This is a genomic window from Clostridium muellerianum (genome assembly GCF_012926525.1).
In the GTDB taxonomy this organism is placed as follows: Bacteria; Bacillota; Clostridia; order Clostridiales; family Clostridiaceae; genus Clostridium_AM; species Clostridium_AM muellerianum.
The window spans coordinates 112,544-133,461 of the sequence record NZ_JABBNI010000010.1; the positions used below are offsets into that span (position 1 = coordinate 112,544).

The window sequence follows — 20,918 nt, forward strand, 5'->3', positions numbered from 1 at the left end:
AAACTTTGTCAGTACTCATGCAACTTATTTTATTATTAGCAATTTTTCTCAAAATCATTATCCCAAATGAAAATAATTACTTTGAACACTTATATAAGATAGATATTTATGAAGGGTGGATGATTATATGAAGAGATTTGTTGGATTAAGAATATTAAAAACAGCAATAGGTGCATCACTTGCTATTGTTATTGCGGAGTATTTAGGATTAAGATATGCTGCAGCTGCTGGAATTATAACCATTTTAAGTATTCAAAATACTAAAAAAACATCAATAAAGTTAGCCTTCCAAAGGATTGAATCTACCATTTTAGCTTTGCTAATTTCAAGTATATTATTTTTGATTTTTGGATTTAACCCTTTTACTTTTGGAGTATATTTAGTTATTTTTATTCCACTTACAGTTATTTTAAAAATTACAGATGGAATTGTTGTGAGTTCAGTTTTAGTTACGCACTTATTAGCTGTGAAATCAATATCTATGTTTTGGATAAAGAATGAACTTTTACTTATGGCCGTTGGGGCAGGAATTGGTATAATTCTTAATATTTATATGCCTAAAATAGAAAATGAAATCAAAGAAACTCAACAAAATATCGAAGAATGTATGCGTAAAATTTTATTTCAAATGGCAGAAAGTTTGAGAAATCAATCAATTGATATAGAAGAAAAGCTATTTAATGAATTAGAAAAAATACTAAAATGTGGCACAAATAGAGCATATACACATCTAAATAATTATATAATTAATGATGTGAAATATTATGTTCAATATATGGAAATGAGAACTTTACAATATGAAATATTAAAATATATGAGAAGCCATTTTACTAAATTTTATATGACTTTTGAACAGACTGAAATTGTTGCAGCATTTACAGAAAAAGTTGCGTTAGACTTCGGAGAATACAATACAGCTGAAGAACTTTTAAATGAATTAAATGAAGTTATAAATATTTTTAAGGTTCAAGAACTTCCTAAAACTAGAGAGGAATTTGAAAACAGAGCAATGCTTTTTCAATTTTTAAATGATATGGAAGCTCTTTTGAAATTAAAGAAAAATTTCACAAAAAATTATAAGCATATCCTATAAGTAATAAAAATACATATCATATGTAGTTTTGTTGGACAACTAAAATTGTATAGGAAATAGAATAAATTGTATAAAATGAGAAAAGGATTAATCTTGTGGTTAATCCTTTTCTCATTTTATACATTACTCTACTTTATTTATTATTGGGATTAATAAACTCACTTTTTACCCATCCTTTAGTATTAACATTTCTATTATCTATAATAGAAATTTCGTACCATAGTTTATCTTCAATTTTTGCACTGCATAATATTTTTATATTAGTGTTTTTAGGTATTGAGTTAAGTATTATCGAATTATCAATTGGATGAATATACAAATTGCAAGTGTTTGTAATAAAAGCTTCAGTAAAATTAGGTTTTATATATTCAACAGCTGTACCTGAAACTTTATTGAGTTCTATTTTTTTTATTAAATTATTATTTTGTTGTTTTAGTAATAGGATTTGCTTTCGTTGATTAGATATTTCATTGGTAAAGTGATACAGCATAAATAAAATTCCACCTGCAGCAAGTACAAATAGTAAAAACAACATGAAAAAACTCCTTTTAAAATTTATATACTAGTAATATATTCATGACTTTAATAAATTTATACAAATCCTTATTAAAAAAATCTATTTATTACATTTTGATTACCTGTTAATACAATTTAATAAAATTAGTAAAATACATTACGATATAAACAAGTGAAGTAAAATATAATATTTTTATCAAATGATTTTTAGAAGAATTTATCCAGGGATGTATCAATTGTTATTTTTCACCTAAGAAGGATGGATGATTTACGTATGGTAGCCAGCGGATAAAATTATAGTGAGGGAGTGATATTATGAGAGTAGGTTTTTCATCACAGCAAAATACATCACAAATAAGAAGTTTATCTAATAGCAAGGATAAAAATGTAAAAGATGATGGGGAAAGAAGAAACGTTTCCAAAAGCATGAAAAATGGAGTTCAAAGTGGGAAAACAAAGAAAAAGAGTCCTTTAGAAATCCTAATGGAACAAAAATCACAGTTAGAGGATAACAAAAATACTATTGTAGCAGAGGGATTAAAAAATGGGGAGGATGCGGTTTCTATAAAACAAAAAACCGCAGATATTGATAAACAAATTCAAGAACTTGATAATCAAATTAGCAAACTTCAATTAGAAGATAAACGTAAAGCCCTTGGTGAAGATAAAAGTAAAAATAAAAAGTCTAAAGGGGAAGTATCAAACAACAATTCTGAAAGTAATTCAAAAAAGACAGCATCCTTAGATGGCCTTTTAAATGTTTCTGTAGGATTCAATAACTTTAAAAACTTGTCACATATAAGAAATAATATTAAAGGTAATATAAGAGAGTTAAAAGCTGACATAGAATTTGATGTGAAGTTTAGACATATTGATCCTGTTACAAGTAAAAAAAATTTAGCTAAGATGGAAGAAAGTATTAATAATGTAGATGAAAAGATAAGTGAAAGTCTTAAAGACATAAATAATGAAACTAAAAGAAATATAAAAGCTAAAAATTCTGACACTATTATTGATATAAATGGAGAACCGAACCACAAAACTAGCAACTCAAGTTCAGAAGATAAAAGTAAGTTATCTATAGAACAACAGAAAATTGAAGAAAACATTAAACGTTATGTGGATAATGTTAAAGATAAGTCTATAAGTAATGGTGAAAAGATTAATAATATAGCTTAAAAATCACCGTATGCATATGTCTATTTAAACCTGTGGAAAGTGTATCCACAGGTTTAATGCATGTTATAATTGTATATGGGGTGGTTTAATGTTGAAAATAGCTATTTGTGAGGATGAAAGCAATCAAAGACAAGGAATAGTTAATATAATAGAAAAGTATTTAAGTTTAGCAAAAAAGCAGCATGAAATAGTTCAGTTTGTAAATGGTGAACAATTAATGTCATCAATTTTAGATTTTGATATATATTTTTTAGATATACTTATGAATAAAATTACAGGTATAGACGCTGCAAAGAAGATTAGATCCATAAATGAGAAAGCCATTATTGTATTTATATCAGGTATTAAGGACTATGTTTTTGAAGCTTTTGATGTAAGAGCTTTTAATTATATTTTAAAACCTGTTAATGAAGAAAAATTAAGAAAAGTTCTGTATTCGGCTTTGGAGGAAATTGACAAGAAAGATAAATTTATTATTGCTAAAACTATTAGTCAAAAAACTAAGATTTTTTTAAAGGATATAATGTATATAGAATCAGAAAAAAGAAAGTTAAAAATACATACCACTTATGACGTTATTGAATATTATTATAAGCTTTATGATATGGAGCAGGAACTTTGCAAGGATAACTTTTTTAGATGTCATAAAAGTTACATTGTTAATTTAATGTATGTTTATAGTTATGATAATACTTTTATAACCTTAAAAAATTTAGATAAAATATATGTTTCTAAATACAAATTAAATGATTTTTCTAAAGCATTTATGTACTATTTAAAAAATGAAGGGCAATAAATATGGATAAACAACAAATATTTAAAAGTATAGAATTTTTATCACAATGGTTAAGTTTACCCTTTCTGTATGCAGTAGAATATTACTTTTATAAAAGGTTTCTAGGATTTAAAACAAGAGCTGAGAAATTTATTATATGTGCATTGTTTTTTACAATCATTAGCTTTTATATTTCGAAATTTCAATCTGAAACATTAAGCAAAATAGTAAATAATTTAATTTGGTTATCTATAATATGTTTTTTATGTAAAGGAAGTTTTACCACTAAACTTTATGCAGTTATTGTTGAGAATGCAATACAAGTGCTTATTAGTACAGCTTTTTTAATAGTTGATTTTAAAGTGCTTCCTATGACACATAGTGAAAGCATGTCTTTAAATGAACATATGATTATTAGTTCATTTAATATTATATTTAGTGATTTTACGAAAATTATTTTATTATTTATATTTTTAAAGATTATTTGTAATTTATTAAACTTAAATGGCAAAAAAATCAATTTATATGAAGGTTTATGCTTATTAATTCCCAGTTTATCCATTTATAGTTTAGCAACTATTTTTTATATTATTCAAGTAGTTAAAATTAACAATAAAGAATATTATTTGGCTTATTTGTTTCCTGGAATTTATTGTATTTTACCTTTTGTAAGTTTTGCACTTATGATATCAATATTAATTACAGTGTATATATTTCAAAAAATGCTTCAGGGAAAGGAAGAGATGCAAAAAAATATGCTTATGCAGCAGCAGTTTAATTTACAGTGTAACCATAGTAAAAATGTTGAAGGACTTTACAAAGGAATAAGAAGTGTAATGCATGATATGAATAATCATCTTAGCTGCTTAAAAATTTTAGCTATTAACAATAATATAGAAGAAATAAAAAGATACATTGACAATATTGGGCAAACTATAAGTAAACTTGATTTTAAAATAAAAACAGGAAATCCTATATCAGATGCGGTCATAAACCAAAAGTATAATATAGCAAAAGTTGAAGGAATAAAGTTTATCTGTGATTTTATGATGCCTAAAAAAACTTTAATAGAACCTGTAGATTTATGTGTTGTTTTAAGTAATGCATTAGATAATTCAATTGAGGCTTGTAAGAGAATTGTAAACAGTGATATTGATAAAAAGATATGCATAAAATCTTATACTAGGAATATATATTTAATAATTGAGATTTCAAATACAACTGTGGATAGAATTCAATATGTTCAAGATAAAATCAGTACTATAAAATCAGATAAATTTAATCATGGTATAGGAATTTCTAATATAGAAGCTACTGTAAAAAAATATAATGGTATAGTCGATATAATAGAAGAAAAGAATAAGTTTATCCTTAACTTTATGCTAAAGATAAAATAAATATAAATAAACACATAAAATTAAAGGTTAATTATGTATTAACCTTTAATCTTAGACAACTTCAGTTAGTTCATCATATCCACAAATAAAAATGTCTGAAAAGTTAATTATGTCTTTTCTTTGATATTCTGAATAAAGGTCGTGCACACCAACTACTGTCATACCAGCACTTTTAGCACCTTTCACAGCAGGAAGTATATCTTCGAATACTACGCAATTTTCAGGTTTTAAATTAAGTTTTTGCGCAGCTAATAGATATATATCAGGAAAGTCTTTACCTCTTTGAACTTCATCAGTAGTACTTATGGAATCAAATAAATTATAAATATTATTTTTTTTAAGAACTGCTTCTATAAGAAGAGTACAATTGCTTGTAGCTAGAGCAATTTTCACATTTTTTGACTTTAATAGCAACAAAAACTCCCTTGCTCCAGGTTTTAAAGTAACATCATTAACATAATGGGATAATGCCATACTATTCCATTCATCTTGTATTTCTTTTATAGAATCTGGAAGATTAAATTTATTTTTAAAATAACAAGCAATTTCCGAAAAACTCATATGCTCAATATCTTCTTTCAAATTTTCAGGTAAAGGTAAATTTCTTTTAGATAAGTATTCTTCATCAATTTTACTCCAAACCCACATGGAATCAATAAGAGTACCATCCATATCAAAAATTGCACCTTTAATGTTTTTTAGCATAAAATCACCTCGTACTTTAGTATAGCATAGAACATAATAAAAGCGCTATGGCATAAAAAAAGATTAAAATCATATTTTAATATGAAATTAATCCATGTTACCAAATACTAGGTTAGTCTAGAAATTTCTCCTAAATATTTTTATTCTATTTTCGTCTTTAAAATCTTCAATAGAGTCAATTTTTATTTTTTTTAGAATATCCTTCATACAAGGACTATCTACAGCAACTTTTATAGAAGAATTTTCAGCAAAGGAATTTACACTTTCCCTTCCTTTTTCTGTAGAAATAATAGCTTTAGGTCCACCAACGCAGCCACCAATACATCCCATACCCTCTATAAAATTAGCATCGATTTCTCCACATTGGGCTTTAGAAAGTATATCTTTACATTCTTTTATACCATTAGCTTGAGCAGCTTTAAATAATTTATATTTTTCAGGAAATAATCTTTCAATGGCATCTGCTACAGCTATGGAAACTCCACCTGTGCGTGCATAAAGCCTTCCACCTTTTGAGGCATATTCAGATGATAAATCTTCTTTCATTTTTGAAGGATCTATATTTAATGAATCAAAAATGTCTTTTACTTCTGCAAATGTAAGTACAAAATCTATATCACCGATTAAATCTTTATCTTTTGCCTCAGCTTTTTTTGCTATGCAGGGACCTATAAATACAACCTTACAATTAGAATTTAATGTTTTCATGACTCTTCCAGCAGCTATCATAGGTGAAATAGAAGGGGAAACGTATTTTACCAAGTTATCATAAATTTTTTTAAGCATACCTACCCACATAGGACAGCAGCAAGAAGTTATCATCAAATCTGTTTCACTCTTAACATAGTGATCAAATTCTATAGATTCCTTTAAGGTGAGCATATCAGCGAAAAATGCAACTTCAACCATGTCTGTAAACCCTATTTTTTTGAAGGCAGATCTTAGTTGATTTATGGTAACAGTATCTCCAAATTGACCAGAAATAGCAGGAGCTACTGCTGCAACGACTGGTAATTCACTTTTCAATAAGTCTACTAAAGGTATGAATTCTACTTTATCTAGTATACTTCCAGTTGGACAAGCTTCTACGCAAAAACCACAATCTGTACATCTATCATTATCTATATAAGTGGTTTTATTCTCTTTATCTATTAAAATAGCATTAAAAGGACATGAGGCTTGACAAACTGTTTCTCCAGATGAATTCACACAGTCCATAGAACAATGCCTAATTTTATTAACTACTTTATGATTTATTTCATAAGATGAAATAGCTTTTTTTAATTCATTAATAAAATTAGGACTATAAGTTATATTTGTTCCGCAAAGGGAAGAAATTACCTTACAAAGATCATTTTTGCTTAAGTTATCTTTTGACAGCACTTTTTCTATTTCTTTTTCAAAAGTACCATCATAATAAGAATTTACTATGTCTTTAAATAAATTACTATATTTCGCTTTCATACTAACAGCTCCTTACAGATTCAATAAATAACTCTTTGGATAATATTATAATAATTTTAATCAGAGAAGTAATTATTAAATTTTATGTTTATCGTCTCCTTTTCCTCTTGTTGGGACTAAGGACATGAAGAAGCCTATTAATATTGAAACTAAAGCAGGTGCTATTACATTTAAATAAGATACAAAACGTGTTCTGTAGAATATCCAAGCAACAATTGAAGTTAAAATTACTGTTGTGACAAAGATATATATAACAAATTTAGCAAAAGAACTAAAAAGTTTTTCATATAATCTATGTCTTATAGGTCCACTTATTATTTTTCTAAATATAAAATAAGAAGCAAAAATAAAAATAATATCTACTAAAGCTGATATTAAAAAATTTTTCATATAAAAACACCTCCAACAGGTTATAAGTGTATTATTACCATGTTGAAGGATTTTTACACATAAGTAGTCATACAAAATCTATGATTTTGATATGATCGTTTATTCCTCTAGGAAAAATGGAAACGAGTTCCTTAATAAAAGTTATTTAAGATACATTTCACCTATTTTAAATACATCGCCGGCACCAACAGTTAAGAGAATATCACCATTTTTCACATTTTGATTTAAATAAGAAACTATTTCTTCAAAACTGTGAAAGTTAGAACATTTTAAATTTGTTTTGCTAATTTCATTTGCCAGCATAGAAGAACTTACTACGCCTGCATCTTTTTCTCGAGCAGCATAGATATCTGCTAAAATTAATTCATCAGCATCATTGAAAGCCTGAGTAAATTCTTTAAATAAGTTTAATGTTCTTGAATAAGTATGTGGTTGAAATACACAAAAAACTTTTTTGTGTGGATAATTCTTTGCAGCACTTAAAGTAGCTTTTATTTCTGTTGGATGATGAGCATAATCATCTATAACTGTAACTCCATTCTTAATTCCTTTAATTTCAAATCGTCTATGAGTTCCTTTAAAGCTTTCTAGTCCATTACATATAAAATCTTTTGAAACATCAAGACTTAATGATACACATATGCTTGCAAGAGCATTAAGAATATTATGTTTACCAGGAACATTTAACTTTATGGAGGTTAGTATTTCACCAGCAGCATAAACGTCAAAAGAAGCACAACCTTTTTCATCAAATTTTATATTCTTAGCTAATACATTTCCGTCATTGAATCCATAAGTTAATACATTGCAATTACACTCAGAAATTACTTTATCCATTCTTGGATCTTCTTTATAACATATTAAATAACCGTTTTTAGGAATTAATTTTGCAAAGTTTACAAATGCATTTTGTATGTCATCTATGTCTTTATAAAAATCTAAATGATCTGCATCTATATTTAAAATTACACCTATATAAGGAAAGAACTTAAGAAAAGATCCTTTGTATTCACAAGCTTCAGTTAAAAAGTATTCACTGTTACCAGGGCGTACATTTCCACCTATAGCGTCTAATTCTCCGCCAACGAGAATAGTAGGGTCCAAATTAGCATTTAAGAATATATGAGATACCATTGAAGTAGTAGTAGTTTTACCATGAGTTCCAGCGATAGCTACATTATATTTATGTCCTTTCATTATATGACCTAAGAATTCAGCTCTAGTCATTAATGGAATATTTAATTCGTGTGCACGTACAAGTTCAAGATTATCTTTAGATATAGCAGCGGTATACACTATTAGGTCTATATCTTTTGTTATATTCTCTTTAACCTGTCCTATATTAATTTTAGCACCATTTGAGGATAATTTATCTGTTATCAATGATGGCTTTATATCGGAACCAAATACTTTGAAATTTCTTTCTAAAAGTATTTCGGCTAAGCCGCTCATGCTTATTCCACCTATACCTATAAAATATATTTTTTTATTCTTGTCTTTTAGAAAATCGAATGACAATATAATCAACTCCTTAAATAATAGTTTCATTTATTAATTATATACAAAAATGAGAAGAAAAAATACAATTACTAAATTTTATTTTAATGTAATAATAAATAGAATATTAGATACTTGCATGATTATTGAATACATGGAATAATAAGTAACAGCTTATATTTGAATATAAATAGGTCCAAAATTTAAGTGATATGTAACTAAATATAGCAATAATACTATTGATTAAGTATAACTTTTAGAATAAAATATGAATATTGGAATATGTTTTGAAAAAAATATTCGTAAAATTTATATAGATAGGTGATAAAATGGAAAAGTTCAGTAGGAATCAAAGAGTAGCAGCGATAACTAAAGTATTAATAGAAAATCCTAATAAAATAATAAATTTAAATCATTTTACAGAAATGTTCAATGCAGCTAAATCCACAGTAAGTGAGGATTTAGTTGTTGTTAAGGATACTTTAAGCAAACTTTCTATGGGAAGAATAGAGACTATATCTGGTGCAGCAGGAGGAGTGAAATACGTATGTGGTTTATCCTATGAAAAAAGTAAGGGATTTGCTGAAAAACTATGTATTATTTTGAAAAATAGAGAAAGAATAATACCAGGGAATTTTTTATATGTAACAGACATAATGTTCAATCCACAAATAATACACACAGCAGCTATAATACTTGCGTCAGCCTTTAATGATAAGTGTATAGACCATGTTGTTACAGTTGAAACTAAAGGTATACCATTAGCTTATGAAGTTGCAAAAATGCTGGGGGTACAGTTGGTTGTAGTTAGAAGGGAAACAAAACTTACAGAAGGTTCTACCTTAAGTATAAACTATGTTTCAGGTTCAAGTGGCAGAATACAAAATATGTCGCTGTCCAAAAAAGCAATGAAAAAAGGAAGTAGGTGTATATTTATAGATGATTTCATGAAGGCGGGAGGTACTGCCATGGGGATAATTGACTTACTTAAGGAATTTGATAGTGAGCTTTTAGGAATTGGAGTATTAATAGACAATGTAGAGACTCCTAAAAAGTTAATTCATGATTATGTATCTATAGTGGATTTTGAGGGAAGTGATGAAAAGGGAGAATCGCTGTTATTTCCTTCTAAAATGTTTAAATAGAAATTTGAAAAAATTTATTGATTTTTCAAAAAATAAGAAGGAAAATTATAAGTTATAGAGAATACTATATAAATAAGCATCTTGGAGGTGGATTTTATATGCAAATTACAGACGTTAGAGTAAGAAAAATTGCTGCTGAAGGTAAAATGAAAGCTATTGTTTCCGTAACCTTTGATAATGAATTTGTTGTTCATGATATAAAGGTTATAGAAGGTCAAAATGGGCTTTTCATAGCAATGCCAAGCAGAAAAACTCCTGATGGAGAATTTAAAGACATTGCTCATCCAATCAACACTCAAACAAGAGAAAAAATACAGAAATCAATTTTAGATGAGTATGAAAAAGTGAAAAATGAAGAGATTGTTTCTGCGGAAAAAGTAGAAGAATAGTAAAAAGGAGTAGAGATACTCCTTTTTATTATTGCAAATTCTATATAAAAATTGTGTATAAGGTTGAAAATAAATTTTATATAAAATATAATATTAGAGGGTGTTTTATAACTATAAGGTAGAAAAATGTAATTTTATAACCATAAAGAGGTGTTAAAATGTATAAATGTGCTATAATATTAGCGGCTGGAGAAGGAAAAAGAATGAAATCTTCCCTTCCGAAGGTTATTCACAAGATATGTGGAACTGAAATGGTAAATATGGTAATTGATGTTATGAGAAATTCAGACATAAATGAAGTAAACGTAGTAGTTGGAAAAGGTGCGGATAAAGTAAAGGAAACTACTTCAGAAAGAAATGTGCTTTATTCTTTTCAGGATAAACAATTAGGTACTGGTCATGCAGTAATGTGTGCTAAGGAATTTTTGGAAGGAAAGAACGGAACAGTAGCTATATTTACTGGAGACGCTCCTTTAATTACAGAAGATACTGTTAAGAAGTTAGTTGATTTTCATGAAAGTGGAAACTATAAAGCTACTATATTAACATCTATAGTAGATGTTCCTACTGGATATGGAAGAATAGTAAGAGAAAAAAATAATGATGTTTCTAAGATAGTAGAACATAAAGATTGTAGTGAAGAAGAACTTAAAATCAATGAAATAAATTCAGCTATGTATTGCTTTGATATACAAGCACTACTTAAAAGCATCAAAAAGTTAAATAGCAATAATGCTCAAGGAGAATATTATTTAACGGATGTTATTGGAATTTTAAAGAATCAGGGAGAAAAGATAGGCGCACTTCCTGTACCATTTGAAGAAACTATGGGAGTTAACTCTAGAATACAGCTTGCAGATGCAGAAAAAGTTATGAGAAGAAGAATAAATAAAAAACATATGGAAAATGGAGTTACTTTAATTGACCCAGATAATACATACATAGGTAAGGATGTACAAATAGGAAATGATACAGTGATATACCCTGGTAATGTTTTACATGGCAACACAGTTATAAAAGAAGAATGTACATTATATCCAAATTCAAGAATAGAAGATAGTACTATAGAAAAAGGGGTTACGATTCAAAGCTCTGTAATATTAGATAGTAAGATTGGTGAGAATACTACAGTCGGACCATTTGCTTATATAAGACCTTTAACCGTTATAGGTAAGTCAGCAAGAATAGGAGATTTTGTTGAAATTAAAAAATCTACTATAGGTGATAATACAAAGGTTTCACACTTAACTTATATTGGAGATGCGGAAGTTGGCAGTGGATGTAATTTTGGATGTGGAACTGTTGTAGTTAACTATGACGGAACAGCTAAGTATAAAACTATAATTGGAGATAATGCATTTATAGGATGTAATACAAATTTGGTTTCTCCAGTTACAGTTAAAGATAACTCATATATAGCAGCAGGATCTACCATAACAAAGGAAGTTCCTGAAGGAGCTTTAGCGGTTGCAAGAGCCAGACAGAAGAACATAGAAGGTTGGGTAGAGAAAAAAGGATTAAAGAAATAAAATTTTAGGAGGATTATACAATGATAACCCATGGTAAGAACATTAAAATTTTTACAGGTACTTCTCATCCTGAATTAGCTGAAGATATTGCTAATATATTAGGATTATCTGTTGGAAAATCAAACGTTTCAACATTTAGTGATGGTGAAATATCAGTAGATATTAACGAGACAGTAAGAGGAACCGACGTATTCGTAGTGCAATCAACTAATAATCCAGTGAATAGCAATTTAATGGAACTTTTAATTATGATAGATGCATTTAAAAGAGCATCTGCAGGAAGAATAACCGCAGTAGTGCCTTATTATGGTTATGCAAGACAGGATAGAAAAGCAAAAGCAAGAGATCCAATTACAGCAAAATTAGTGGCAGATATTTTAACTGCTGCAGGGGCTGATAGAGTGCTAACTATGGATTTACATGCATCTCAGATTCAAGGATATTTCAATATACCATTAGATCACTTATTGGGAGCACCTATCCTTGCAAAATATTTTATACAAAAAGGATTTGCAGACAGAGATGATATAGTTGTAGTTTCACCAGACCTTGGAAGTGTAACAAGAGCTAGAAAATTTGCTGATAAGCTACATGCACCAATAGCTATAATAGATAAAAGAAGGCCAAAGGCTAATGTATCAGAGATAATGAATGTTATTGGTGATATAAAGGATAAAACAGTAATATTAGTAGATGATATGATAGATACTGCAGGAACTATAACTAACGGAGCAAATGCTTTAGTTAAGTTAGGAGCAAAAGAAGTGTATGCTTGTTGTACACATGCTGTTTTATCAGGTCCTGCTATAGATAGAATAAAAGAATCTGCTATAAAAGAGTTAGTAATGTTAAATACTATAGACTTATCAAAGGATAAAATGCTAGATAAGTTTAAGATTTTATCAGTTGCACCTGTATTTGCAGAAGCTATAAAGAGAATATATGAGGATATATCAGTAAGTAAGCTATTTGAAGATTAATTGTTAGTTACAAAAGCATGCAGAATTAAATTTTGCATGCTTTTTAATATAGTAAATTATTTGTAACTTTTTATATATGTACTAGTACTACTTATAAAATGTATGGTAAATTTAATAGTAAGCGTACTGAATTTTAGAAGTTTTAGTATGTAAGCATTAAAAAGTTATGACTAGTTGAAAATATCAAGTTTAATTAAATAAAGGAGATAGTGTAATGGAAGGTTCTATAGGAAAGATATTAATTGTAGACGATGATGAAAATATATGTGAAGTAATAAAAATGTATGTTGAAAATTCAGGATATAATACTGAAGTTTGTCATGATGGAAGAGAAGCACAGGAAGTTTTTTTAGAATATAAACCAGATTTAGTTTTATTAGATATAATGTTGCCTCATATTGATGGTATAGATGTTTTAAAGTGGATAAGGAAAGAATATGAGACGCCTGTTATCATGTTAACTGCTAAAGGAGAAACTTTTGATAAAGTACTTGGACTAGAACTTGGAGCAGATGATTATATAGTGAAACCTTTTGAACCTAAAGAATTGTTAGCTAGAGTTAAAGCTGTTTTAAGAAGGTATAATGTAGACAATGAAAATAAAGAAGTGTTGAATTTTGAACAATTAACAATAGATATAAATTCTTATACCGTAGTTTATAAAGGTCAGGAAATCAAAATGCCTCCTAAAGAATTTGAATTAGTATATTATTTGGCAAATAATAAAAATAGGGTATTTACAAGAGAGCAACTTTTATGTGAAGTTTGGGGATATGATTATCCGGGAGATTCGAGAACGGTAGACGTGCATGTAAAGAGACTTAGAGAAAAATTACAGGGAGGACCTAACTGGCAGATAGAAACAGTGTGGGGTGTAGGCTATAAGTTTGAGGTGAAGTAAAGTGAAGAAAGGTTTAGTTTCCAAGCTTGTAGCTACATTTATAGTAATAATTTCACTTAGTTTCATTATGACAGCTGCATTTTTATCATATTGGTTTGAAGAATATTATTTTGATCAGAGAAAAAGTCAGCTTATGTCAGATTCTCAGCTTATAGCTACTGCAGCTGTACAATATTTAGATGAAAGAATAACTTCTGACAAATTTAATGAGACTTTAGCTTATGTTGGTAAGTATTTATCTGCAAATATATGGTTAACAGATAATTATGGAATTGTTTATGCTGTTTCTGATAGTGCACATAAGGATATACTTGGCAAACAAGTTTTAACAAACGATTTGGAACAATTAAGAGAGAATAATGTAGTAGAGAAAAGAGGAAAGTATGGTAAGTTAATTAATATCCCAGTGCATACTATAGAAATTCCTATTTTTCATAATGAAATGTTTAAGGGTGCAATAATAATGCATTCGTCTATAAACGAAATAAGTGGAGCATTAAAAAGAGTTTACGAAATAATATGGATTTCAGCTATATTTGCTATAATAGTTTCTTGTGTTGTAATATATTATATTTCACGAAAAATAATAATAAATCCTCTTGCACAAATTAATTATGTAGCAGATAAAATATCCAAGGGAGAGGTTGATAGGAGAGTTAAGATAAATTCTAAAGACGAAATAGGCGTTTTAGCAAAATCATTTAACTCTATGGCAGATTCATTAGAAAAAGTAGAGAAAAACAGAAGAGAATTTATTTCAAATGTATCGCACGAAATAAGATCGCCAATAACATCTATTAAGGGTTTTATAGGAGGGATTTTAGATGGAGTTATCCCAAAAGAAAAGGAAAATTATTATCTATCTATAACTTATGAAGAAATTCAAAGGCTTACAAGACTTGTAAATGATTTGTTAGACCTATCATCTATTGAAGCTGGTCAATTTAAACTCAGAATTGAGGAAATTGACATAAATGAAATTATAAGGCTGTGCGTGATAAAATTTGAAACAAAGGTAAAAGAAAAGAAAGTTACAGTAGATGTACTTATGCAGGATGATAAACTTTTAGTAGTTGGTGATAGAGATAGGATAACTCAAGTAGTAACCAATCTAACAGATAATGCAATAAAGTATGTAAATGAAGGCGGAAATATAAAAATAAGCACAAAGACAAAAGGAGAAAAAGTTATAGTATCAATATTTAATGATGGACCAGGAATATCTGAAGAAGGATTAAAACGCATATGGGATAGATTTTATAAAGAAGATAAATCTAGAACATCTAAAGTAAGCACAGGACTAGGCCTTCCTATAGTAAGATGTATACTTACACAATTAGGAGAAGATATATGGGCAGAAAGTAAGGAATCTCAAGGAGTTACATTTACCTTTACATTAAAAAGGATTTAAAAAATAATAACATTTTGTTCATAGTTATGTAAAAAATATTTACTAACATATACATAATGGATTAAATATATATTATTACGAGGTGCAATTTTATGGATGATAACAAAATTAAAGATGTGAAATGGGAAAGTGTAGAAGCTAACACAGGTGGAATAAAGTTTAGTAATAATAGGAAAAAGACTAGACTAAAAAGCTTAGTTAAAGGAGTTAGTTTTATATTAATAGCTGCAGTTTCTGGAGGAATATCGGGAGCATATATATCAAATAAGAAGTATTCTAATAAAGGTTATACCCAGTTAAATCAATCTTTAATTGAACCTAAAAATCAGAATAATCAAACTAAAATTGCAGATACATCTAAAAATTCTATAACTAAGGTAGCTGAAATAGTAGGACCTACAGTGGTAGGTATAAGTAATAAAGCTGAAGGATATTTTGGATTGCATGATGTAGGAAGTGGCTCAGGAATTATATTTGATCCTAATGGGTATATAGTAACGAATAATCATGTGGTGGAAAGCGCTGCTAAAATTACTGTTAAGTTTTCAAGCGGAAAAGTTTTACCTGCAAAATTAGTAAAAGCAGATAGCAGATCAGATTTAGCTATTATAAAGGTGGAAGCTCAAAATTTACCTACGGCAAAGTTTGGTGATTCATCTAAAGTAAAAGTTGGAGATACAGCTGTTGCTATAGGGAATCCTTTAGGAGAAGAATTTTCAGGATCTGTTACAGCTGGTATAGTAAGTGCTTTAAATAGGAAAATACAATATAATGGGGCTGTATATAAAGTTTTGCAAACTGATGCAGCTATAAGTCCAGGAAATAGTGGAGGCCCACTTTGTAATGATGTAGGCGAAGTTATAGGTATAAATAGCTTAAAACTAGGAGCAGACCAAAATGCAGAGGGTATGGGGTTTGCAATATCTATAAATGAAGCAAAAGATATTATAAAATCGCTTATGAACTATGGAAAAGTTTCAAGACCATTTTTAGGAATATATGGTCAAAGTGTGGTGTTACAAGAGAATAAAGTTCAAGGCGTATATATTAATGAAGTTGTGCCAGAGAGTGGTGCAGCAGCAGCAGGAATAAAACCTACAGATGTTATAATAGAACTAGATAATAAAAAGATCTTGCGATTTGAAGATTTATCTGATGTTTTAGATAAACATAAAATTGGAGATTCAATAGTGTGTAAAGTTTGGAGAAATGGCAAGACTATAGAAGTAAATATAGTTCTTTCTGATGAGAAAGAAAAAAATAAATAAAGAGACATTTAGTCTCTTTATTATTTATGCCTTTTAGTATAATATATACTTTAGTGAATCATTGACACGGCAAAATAGTTAGGAGTGAAATAATGTTTTTAATAGTTGGCTTAGGAAATATAGGAAAGCAATACGAACATACTAGGCATAATGTAGGGTTTGATGTTATAGATTTAGTAAGCAGTAAGTATAATATATCTATAAACAGGGAAAAATTTAAAGGAGTATATGGAGAAGGAAATATAGCTTCGGAAAAAGTTATTTTATTAAAACCAAGCACATATATGAACTTAAGTGGTGAAAGTATAAGAGAGATAGTAAATTTTTACAAAATAAGCAATGAAAAAATAATAATTTTATATGATGATATAAGTTTGGAAGTAGGCAGACTTAGAATAAGAGAAAAGGGAAGTGCTGGAGGGCACAATGGCATAAAAAGTATCATAGCTAATTTAGGCACTGATGTATTCCCAAGAATTAAAGTGGGAGTAGGACAGCCTAAGTCAGAATTAGTATCTCATGTTTTAGGTAAATTTAATCTTGAAGATAGAGAAAAAATTAGTAAGGTTTTTGATGCAAGTGCAGATGCGGTAGAATATATGATAAGGTATGGAATAGTGGAGGCTATGAATAAATTTAATGGTTTTAAGGTGTAAGTAATTATGCCTAGATTTGACTAAAATTTTTGGATTTTATAGGGTGGTTGTTAAAATGAGATTAGATGGGCTTTTAAAACCTCTTAAAAATAGTAGGGAATTTAAAAGTATAATTAGTAGTATAGAAAAAGGTAAGTTTCCAATAGGTACATTTGGGCTTTCTGAATCAGCGAGGGGGTATTTAATAGATGGGGTGTATGAAGAGCTAGACAAGCCTTTTTTAATACTTACACATAGCGATGTAGAGGCGAAAAGGCTGTATGAAGATTTATCTTTATATATTCCTAATGTTTATTATTTTCCCACTAAAGAAGTAGTATTTTATAATATTTATGCCATATCAGGAGATCTTAGATGGGAAAGACTGAAAGTAATTAGGGAAATGCTTAGGGAAGGAAAAAAGATAATAGTTACTTGTGTAGAAGCTTTAGCGTCCAGATATATCCCTGTAAACCTTTATAGAAACTATACACTTAATGTTTCTGTAAAGGATATTTTAGATATAGAAAATTTAAATGAAAAGCTAATACAGTGTGGCTATGAAAGAGTAGAAATTATAGATAGTAAAGGTCAATTTTCTATAAGAGGTGGAATAATAGATATATACTCACCTATATCCGGAGAACCTTATAGAATAGAACTTTTTGGTGATGAAGTAGACTCTATTAGAAGTTTTAATTTAGAATCTCAAAGGAGCCTTGAAAAAGTAACGAGTATTGAAATTTTTCCAGCTAAGGAAATGATTTTGAATGATGAAAGTATAAAAAACGGAATTAAAGGTATGGAAAATGATCTAAAGGCTGTATGTCACAAACTCGAGAAAAAGAAGGACAGCGAAGCTTTGGAAAATGTTCAACAGGAGGTTAGAAGAAATCTAGAATCCTTAAGGGAAAGATGGAATTTTGAAACTATTGATAGTTTTTTGCCATATTTTTATGATAAAACTTCTTCGTTTTTAGATTATTCAGAAGGATATTTTATAGTTTTAGATGATTTGCAGAGATGTATAGGAAAATTAGATAGTGTCTATTTTGAATTTGAGGAGAATTATAAAAGTTTCTTACAAAGGGGAAATATTTTGCCTAAGCAAAGTGAACTTTTGTTAAATAAGGCACAGGTCATTGAGGAATTAGAAGAACAAGGTGTTATGACAATAGATGCTATAGCTAAATCAACTAAAGTTTTAGCTCCAAAGTCTATAATCAATTTTTCGCAGATAACATTACATAATTACCATGGACAAATAGATCTGCTTATACAGGATATAAAAGATAAAAAGAGTAAAGGTATTAAAATAGTTATTCTTTCAGGAACTAGACCAAGGGGAGAAAGGCTGGTAGATACTTTAAGAGATAATGGTATAGAAAGTTCCTATAAAGATGTAATACGTGATATTCAACCAGGAGAAGTGGTTATAACATTTGGAAGTCAGCTGAATGGTTTTGAATATCCAGAATTAAAGGTATGCGTTATTTCAGATAAAGAGGTTTTTGGAGAAGCAAAGAGGAAATCTGCTAGTAAAGTGCCTAAAAAGGGAATAAATAAAATTAAAAGTTTTGCAGAGCTTAAGCCTGGGGATTATGTAGTTCATGCGAATCATGGAATAGGAGTATATAAGGGAATAAAGCAGCTAGACCTTCAAGGTCATAAAAAGGATTACCTTGAGTTAAGCTATGATTCAGATGATAAATTATATGTACCTGTAGAACAGTTAGATATGGTGCAAAAATATATAGGAACAGAAGGAAAATCACCTAAAATAAATAAACTTGGAAGTACAGAGTGGGCAAAAGCTAAAAGAAAAGTTAAAAAATCTATAGAAGAAATAGCTGAAGATTTGGTAAAACTTTATGCAGTGAGATCTACATTAAAAGGATATAAGTATTCAAAAGATACCGTCTGGCAGAAGCAGTTTGAGGAAGAATTCCCTTATGAAGAAACACCAGATCAAATTACATCAATAGAAGATATAAAAGTAGATATGGAATCAGATAAGCCTATGGACAGACTATTGTGTGGTGATGTAGGTTATGGAAAAACAGAAGTTGCTGTAAGGGCAGCTTTTAAAGCTGTAATGGATGGAAAACAGGTTGCCTTTTTAGTGCCAACTACCATACTTGCTCAGCAGCATTATAATAACTTTGTACAAAGATTTTCTGATTTCCCTGTAAAAATAGATATGGTAAGTAGGTTTAGAACTGCGGCACAACAAAAGGTTACTATGAAGGCTTTAAAATCTGGAGAAATAGATATACTTATAGGAACCCATAGAATTATTCAGAAAGACATACAGTTTAAAGATTTAGGGTTATTAATAATAGATGAAGAGCAGAGATTTGGAGTTACGCATAAGGAAAAGATAAAAAAAATGAAGAAAAATATAGATGTATTGACTTTAAGTGCTACACCTATACCTAGAACGTTGCATATGTCATTAGTAGGAGTAAGGGATATAAGTGTAATTGAGACGCCACCAGAAGAAAGATATCCAGTACAGACCTATGTAATAGAATATAATGATCAGTTAATAAGAGATGCTATAATGAGAGAGCTAAATAGAGGTGGTCAGGTTTATTTTGTATATAATAGAGTTGAAAATATTAAAGAAATGGCTTCTTATGTGGCTAAATTAGTTCCAGAAGCAAGGATAGCTGTTGCTCATGGACAAATGCAGGAAAGAGAATTAGAAAATATTATAGTAGATTTTATGAAAAATGAGTATGATGTTTTAGTAGCTACAACAATAATAGAAACTGGAATGGATATTCAAAATGTAAATACTATGATAATATATGATTCAGATAAAATGGGATTATCGCAGTTGTATCAGTTAAGGGGAAGAGTTGGAAGAACGAATAGAATGGCTTACTGCTATCTTACTTATAGGAAAGATAAAGTTTTAACTGAAGTAGCTGAAAAAAGACTTAAAGCTATAAAAGATTTTACAGAGTTAGGTTCAGGATTTAAAATAGCTTTAAAAGACCTTGAAATAAGAGGTGCAGGGAACATGATGGGATCATCTCAACATGGCCATATGGCTGCTATAGGATATGATTTATATTGTAGGATGTTAGAGGATACTATAAAGCTTGTAAGAGGTGATATAGATAAAGAACCGGTAGAAACAACTGTAGAATTAAGAATAGATGCATATATTCCAACAAACTACATCAAAGATGAAGTACAGAAAATAGAAGTATATAAAAAGATTGCAGCTATTGATTGCTATGAAGATATGCAGGATATTGAACAGGAATTACAGGATAGATTTTCAAGTATTCCGCCGTCTATATATAATCTTATGAATATAGCTTATATAAGAAGCATAGGAAAAAAATTAGGTGTTGAAGAAGTAAAGGAAAGAAGGGATGAGGTTGCATTTAAGTTTGAAAGTAAAGATAGAATTGATGAAAATGTATTTAGAGGACTTCTAAAGGATTATAACAGAAGTGTGAGTATAAAATTATCAGATAAACCAGGATTTGGTTATAAAATCAAGGATGTAAAAAGGGAAAATTTAGTTTATAATATAAAAGAAATCATGGAATATATGCTTAATATATCCCATAAAAAATAATTTTGTAGTAAAATAGTTTTTGTGTTAAAATTAATTTGTATTGCTA

18 protein-coding genes are annotated in these 20,918 nt (G+C 28.9%); 13 read left to right on the plus strand and 5 right to left on the minus strand.

Going from position 1 to position 20,918, the window contains the following annotated elements:
* The first annotated feature begins 127 nt into the window (after positions 1-127).
* A complete protein-coding gene (locus HBE96_RS05455) occupies positions 128-1,093 on the plus strand; it encodes an aromatic acid exporter family protein (protein WP_169296747.1) in 966 nt (321 codons plus the stop codon).
* Between the two features lie 133 nt (positions 1,094-1,226).
* Here HBE96_RS05455 and HBE96_RS05460 read toward each other — a convergent pair whose 3' ends face one another.
* Entirely contained in the window at positions 1,227-1,628 is a 402-nt protein-coding gene (locus HBE96_RS05460) for a hypothetical protein (protein ID WP_169296748.1), read from the minus strand.
* Between the two features lie 296 nt (positions 1,629-1,924).
* Here HBE96_RS05460 and HBE96_RS05465 point away from each other — a divergent pair, with 296 nt between their 5' ends.
* The 3 genes from HBE96_RS05465 (at position 1,925) to HBE96_RS05475 (ending at position 4,960) form a co-directional block, all read left to right on the plus strand.
* On the plus strand, positions 1,925-2,788 hold the full coding sequence (locus HBE96_RS05465) for a hypothetical protein (RefSeq protein WP_169296749.1): 864 nt from the start codon (positions 1,925-1,927) through the stop codon (positions 2,786-2,788).
* An 88-nt stretch (positions 2,789-2,876) separates the two neighbouring features.
* Positions 2,877-3,584: a LytR/AlgR family response regulator transcription factor gene (locus HBE96_RS05470; protein ID WP_169296750.1), complete on the plus strand. Its 708-nt coding sequence runs from the start codon at positions 2,877-2,879 to the stop codon at positions 3,582-3,584.
* A 2-nt stretch (positions 3,585-3,586) separates the two neighbouring features.
* Complete coding sequence (locus HBE96_RS05475) at positions 3,587-4,960, plus strand: sensor histidine kinase (protein WP_169296751.1); 1,374 nt, start codon at positions 3,587-3,589, stop codon at positions 4,958-4,960.
* Between the two features lie 51 nt (positions 4,961-5,011).
* On the opposite strand, the gene HBE96_RS05480 is transcribed toward HBE96_RS05475, so the two are convergent.
* The 4 genes from HBE96_RS05480 to murC all read right to left on the minus strand — a co-directional run bounded on the left by HBE96_RS05480 (position 5,012) and on the right by murC (position 9,037).
* Positions 5,012-5,665, minus strand: coding sequence for an HAD family hydrolase (locus HBE96_RS05480; RefSeq protein ID WP_169296752.1), 654 nt, complete (start codon positions 5,663-5,665; stop codon positions 5,012-5,014).
* 117 nt (positions 5,666-5,782) lie between these two features.
* The gene (locus HBE96_RS05485; RefSeq protein ID WP_169296753.1) at positions 5,783-7,129 is read right to left on the minus strand and encodes a [Fe-Fe] hydrogenase large subunit C-terminal domain-containing protein; all 1,347 of its coding nucleotides are present in this window, start codon (positions 7,127-7,129) and stop codon (positions 5,783-5,785) included.
* 75 nt (positions 7,130-7,204) lie between these two features.
* On the minus strand, positions 7,205-7,519 hold the full coding sequence (locus tag HBE96_RS05490) for a hypothetical protein (protein ID WP_169296754.1): 315 nt from the start codon (positions 7,517-7,519) through the stop codon (positions 7,205-7,207).
* Positions 7,520-7,660: 141 nt separating this feature from the next.
* Positions 7,661-9,037, minus strand: a complete 1,377-nt coding sequence (murC, locus tag HBE96_RS05495) for a UDP-N-acetylmuramate--L-alanine ligase (RefSeq protein ID WP_169296755.1) — start codon at positions 9,035-9,037, stop codon at positions 7,661-7,663.
* A gap of 308 nt (positions 9,038-9,345) precedes the next feature.
* Here murC and purR point away from each other — a divergent pair, with 308 nt between their 5' ends.
* The 9 genes from purR (at position 9,346) to mfd (ending at position 20,872) form a co-directional block, all read left to right on the plus strand.
* Entirely contained in the window at positions 9,346-10,161 is an 816-nt protein-coding gene (gene purR, locus HBE96_RS05500; protein WP_169296756.1) for a pur operon repressor, read from the plus strand.
* Positions 10,162-10,259: 98 nt separating this feature from the next.
* Complete coding sequence (spoVG, locus tag HBE96_RS05505) at positions 10,260-10,550, plus strand: septation regulator SpoVG (RefSeq protein WP_169296757.1); 291 nt, start codon at positions 10,260-10,262, stop codon at positions 10,548-10,550.
* A 158-nt stretch (positions 10,551-10,708) separates the two neighbouring features.
* On the plus strand, positions 10,709-12,079 hold the full coding sequence (gene glmU, locus HBE96_RS05510) for a bifunctional UDP-N-acetylglucosamine diphosphorylase/glucosamine-1-phosphate N-acetyltransferase GlmU (RefSeq protein ID WP_169296758.1): 1,371 nt from the start codon (positions 10,709-10,711) through the stop codon (positions 12,077-12,079).
* A gap of 20 nt (positions 12,080-12,099) precedes the next feature.
* A complete protein-coding gene (locus HBE96_RS05515) occupies positions 12,100-13,059 on the plus strand; it encodes a ribose-phosphate diphosphokinase (RefSeq protein WP_169296759.1) in 960 nt (319 codons plus the stop codon).
* Between the two features lie 214 nt (positions 13,060-13,273).
* The gene (locus HBE96_RS05520) at positions 13,274-13,960 is read left to right on the plus strand and encodes a response regulator transcription factor (RefSeq protein ID WP_169296760.1); all 687 of its coding nucleotides are present in this window, start codon (positions 13,274-13,276) and stop codon (positions 13,958-13,960) included.
* Between the two features lies 1 nt (position 13,961).
* Positions 13,962-15,371 (plus strand): ATP-binding protein, encoded by a 1,410-nt coding sequence (locus HBE96_RS05525; RefSeq protein ID WP_169296761.1) that lies wholly within the window; start codon positions 13,962-13,964, stop codon positions 15,369-15,371.
* 92 nt (positions 15,372-15,463) lie between these two features.
* On the plus strand, positions 15,464-16,639 hold the full coding sequence (locus tag HBE96_RS05530) for a S1C family serine protease (RefSeq protein WP_169296762.1): 1,176 nt from the start codon (positions 15,464-15,466) through the stop codon (positions 16,637-16,639).
* Between the two features lie 92 nt (positions 16,640-16,731).
* On the plus strand, positions 16,732-17,295 hold the full coding sequence (pth, locus tag HBE96_RS05535; RefSeq protein WP_169296763.1) for an aminoacyl-tRNA hydrolase: 564 nt from the start codon (positions 16,732-16,734) through the stop codon (positions 17,293-17,295).
* Between the two features lie 55 nt (positions 17,296-17,350).
* Positions 17,351-20,872: a transcription-repair coupling factor gene (gene mfd / locus HBE96_RS05540; RefSeq protein WP_169296764.1), complete on the plus strand. Its 3,522-nt coding sequence runs from the start codon at positions 17,351-17,353 to the stop codon at positions 20,870-20,872.
* The last annotated feature ends 46 nt before the right edge of the window (positions 20,873-20,918 follow it).

Excerpts from the sequence above, each read along its gene's own strand:
- HBE96_RS05520 (WP_169296760.1), top strand. The coding sequence starts at position 13,274 with ATGGAAGGTTCTATAGGAAAGATATTAATTGTAGACGATGATGAAAAT.
- HBE96_RS05475 (WP_169296751.1), top strand. The coding sequence starts at position 3,587 with ATGGATAAACAACAAATATTTAAAAGTATAGAATTTTTATCACAATGG.
- pth (WP_169296763.1), top strand. The coding sequence starts at position 16,732 with ATGTTTTTAATAGTTGGCTTAGGAAATATAGGAAAGCAATACGAACAT.
- HBE96_RS05490 (WP_169296754.1), bottom strand. The coding sequence starts at position 7,519 with ATGAAAAATTTTTTAATATCAGCTTTAGTAGATATTATTTTTATTTTT.
- HBE96_RS05470 (WP_169296750.1), top strand. The coding sequence starts at position 2,877 with ATGTTGAAAATAGCTATTTGTGAGGATGAAAGCAATCAAAGACAAGGA.
- mfd (WP_169296764.1), top strand. The coding sequence starts at position 17,351 with ATGAGATTAGATGGGCTTTTAAAACCTCTTAAAAATAGTAGGGAATTT.
- HBE96_RS05455 (WP_169296747.1), top strand. The coding sequence starts at position 128 with ATGAAGAGATTTGTTGGATTAAGAATATTAAAAACAGCAATAGGTGCA.
- glmU (WP_169296758.1), top strand. The coding sequence starts at position 10,709 with ATGTATAAATGTGCTATAATATTAGCGGCTGGAGAAGGAAAAAGAATG.
- HBE96_RS05460 (WP_169296748.1), bottom strand. The coding sequence starts at position 1,628 with ATGTTGTTTTTACTATTTGTACTTGCTGCAGGTGGAATTTTATTTATG.
- HBE96_RS05485 (WP_169296753.1), bottom strand. The coding sequence starts at position 7,129 with ATGAAAGCGAAATATAGTAATTTATTTAAAGACATAGTAAATTCTTAT.
- HBE96_RS05465 (WP_169296749.1), top strand. The coding sequence starts at position 1,925 with ATGAGAGTAGGTTTTTCATCACAGCAAAATACATCACAAATAAGAAGT.
- spoVG (WP_169296757.1), top strand. The coding sequence starts at position 10,260 with ATGCAAATTACAGACGTTAGAGTAAGAAAAATTGCTGCTGAAGGTAAA.
- HBE96_RS05480 (WP_169296752.1), bottom strand. The coding sequence starts at position 5,665 with ATGCTAAAAAACATTAAAGGTGCAATTTTTGATATGGATGGTACTCTT.
- HBE96_RS05515 (WP_169296759.1), top strand. The coding sequence starts at position 12,100 with ATGATAACCCATGGTAAGAACATTAAAATTTTTACAGGTACTTCTCAT.
- HBE96_RS05530 (WP_169296762.1), top strand. The coding sequence starts at position 15,464 with ATGGATGATAACAAAATTAAAGATGTGAAATGGGAAAGTGTAGAAGCT.
- purR (WP_169296756.1), top strand. The coding sequence starts at position 9,346 with ATGGAAAAGTTCAGTAGGAATCAAAGAGTAGCAGCGATAACTAAAGTA.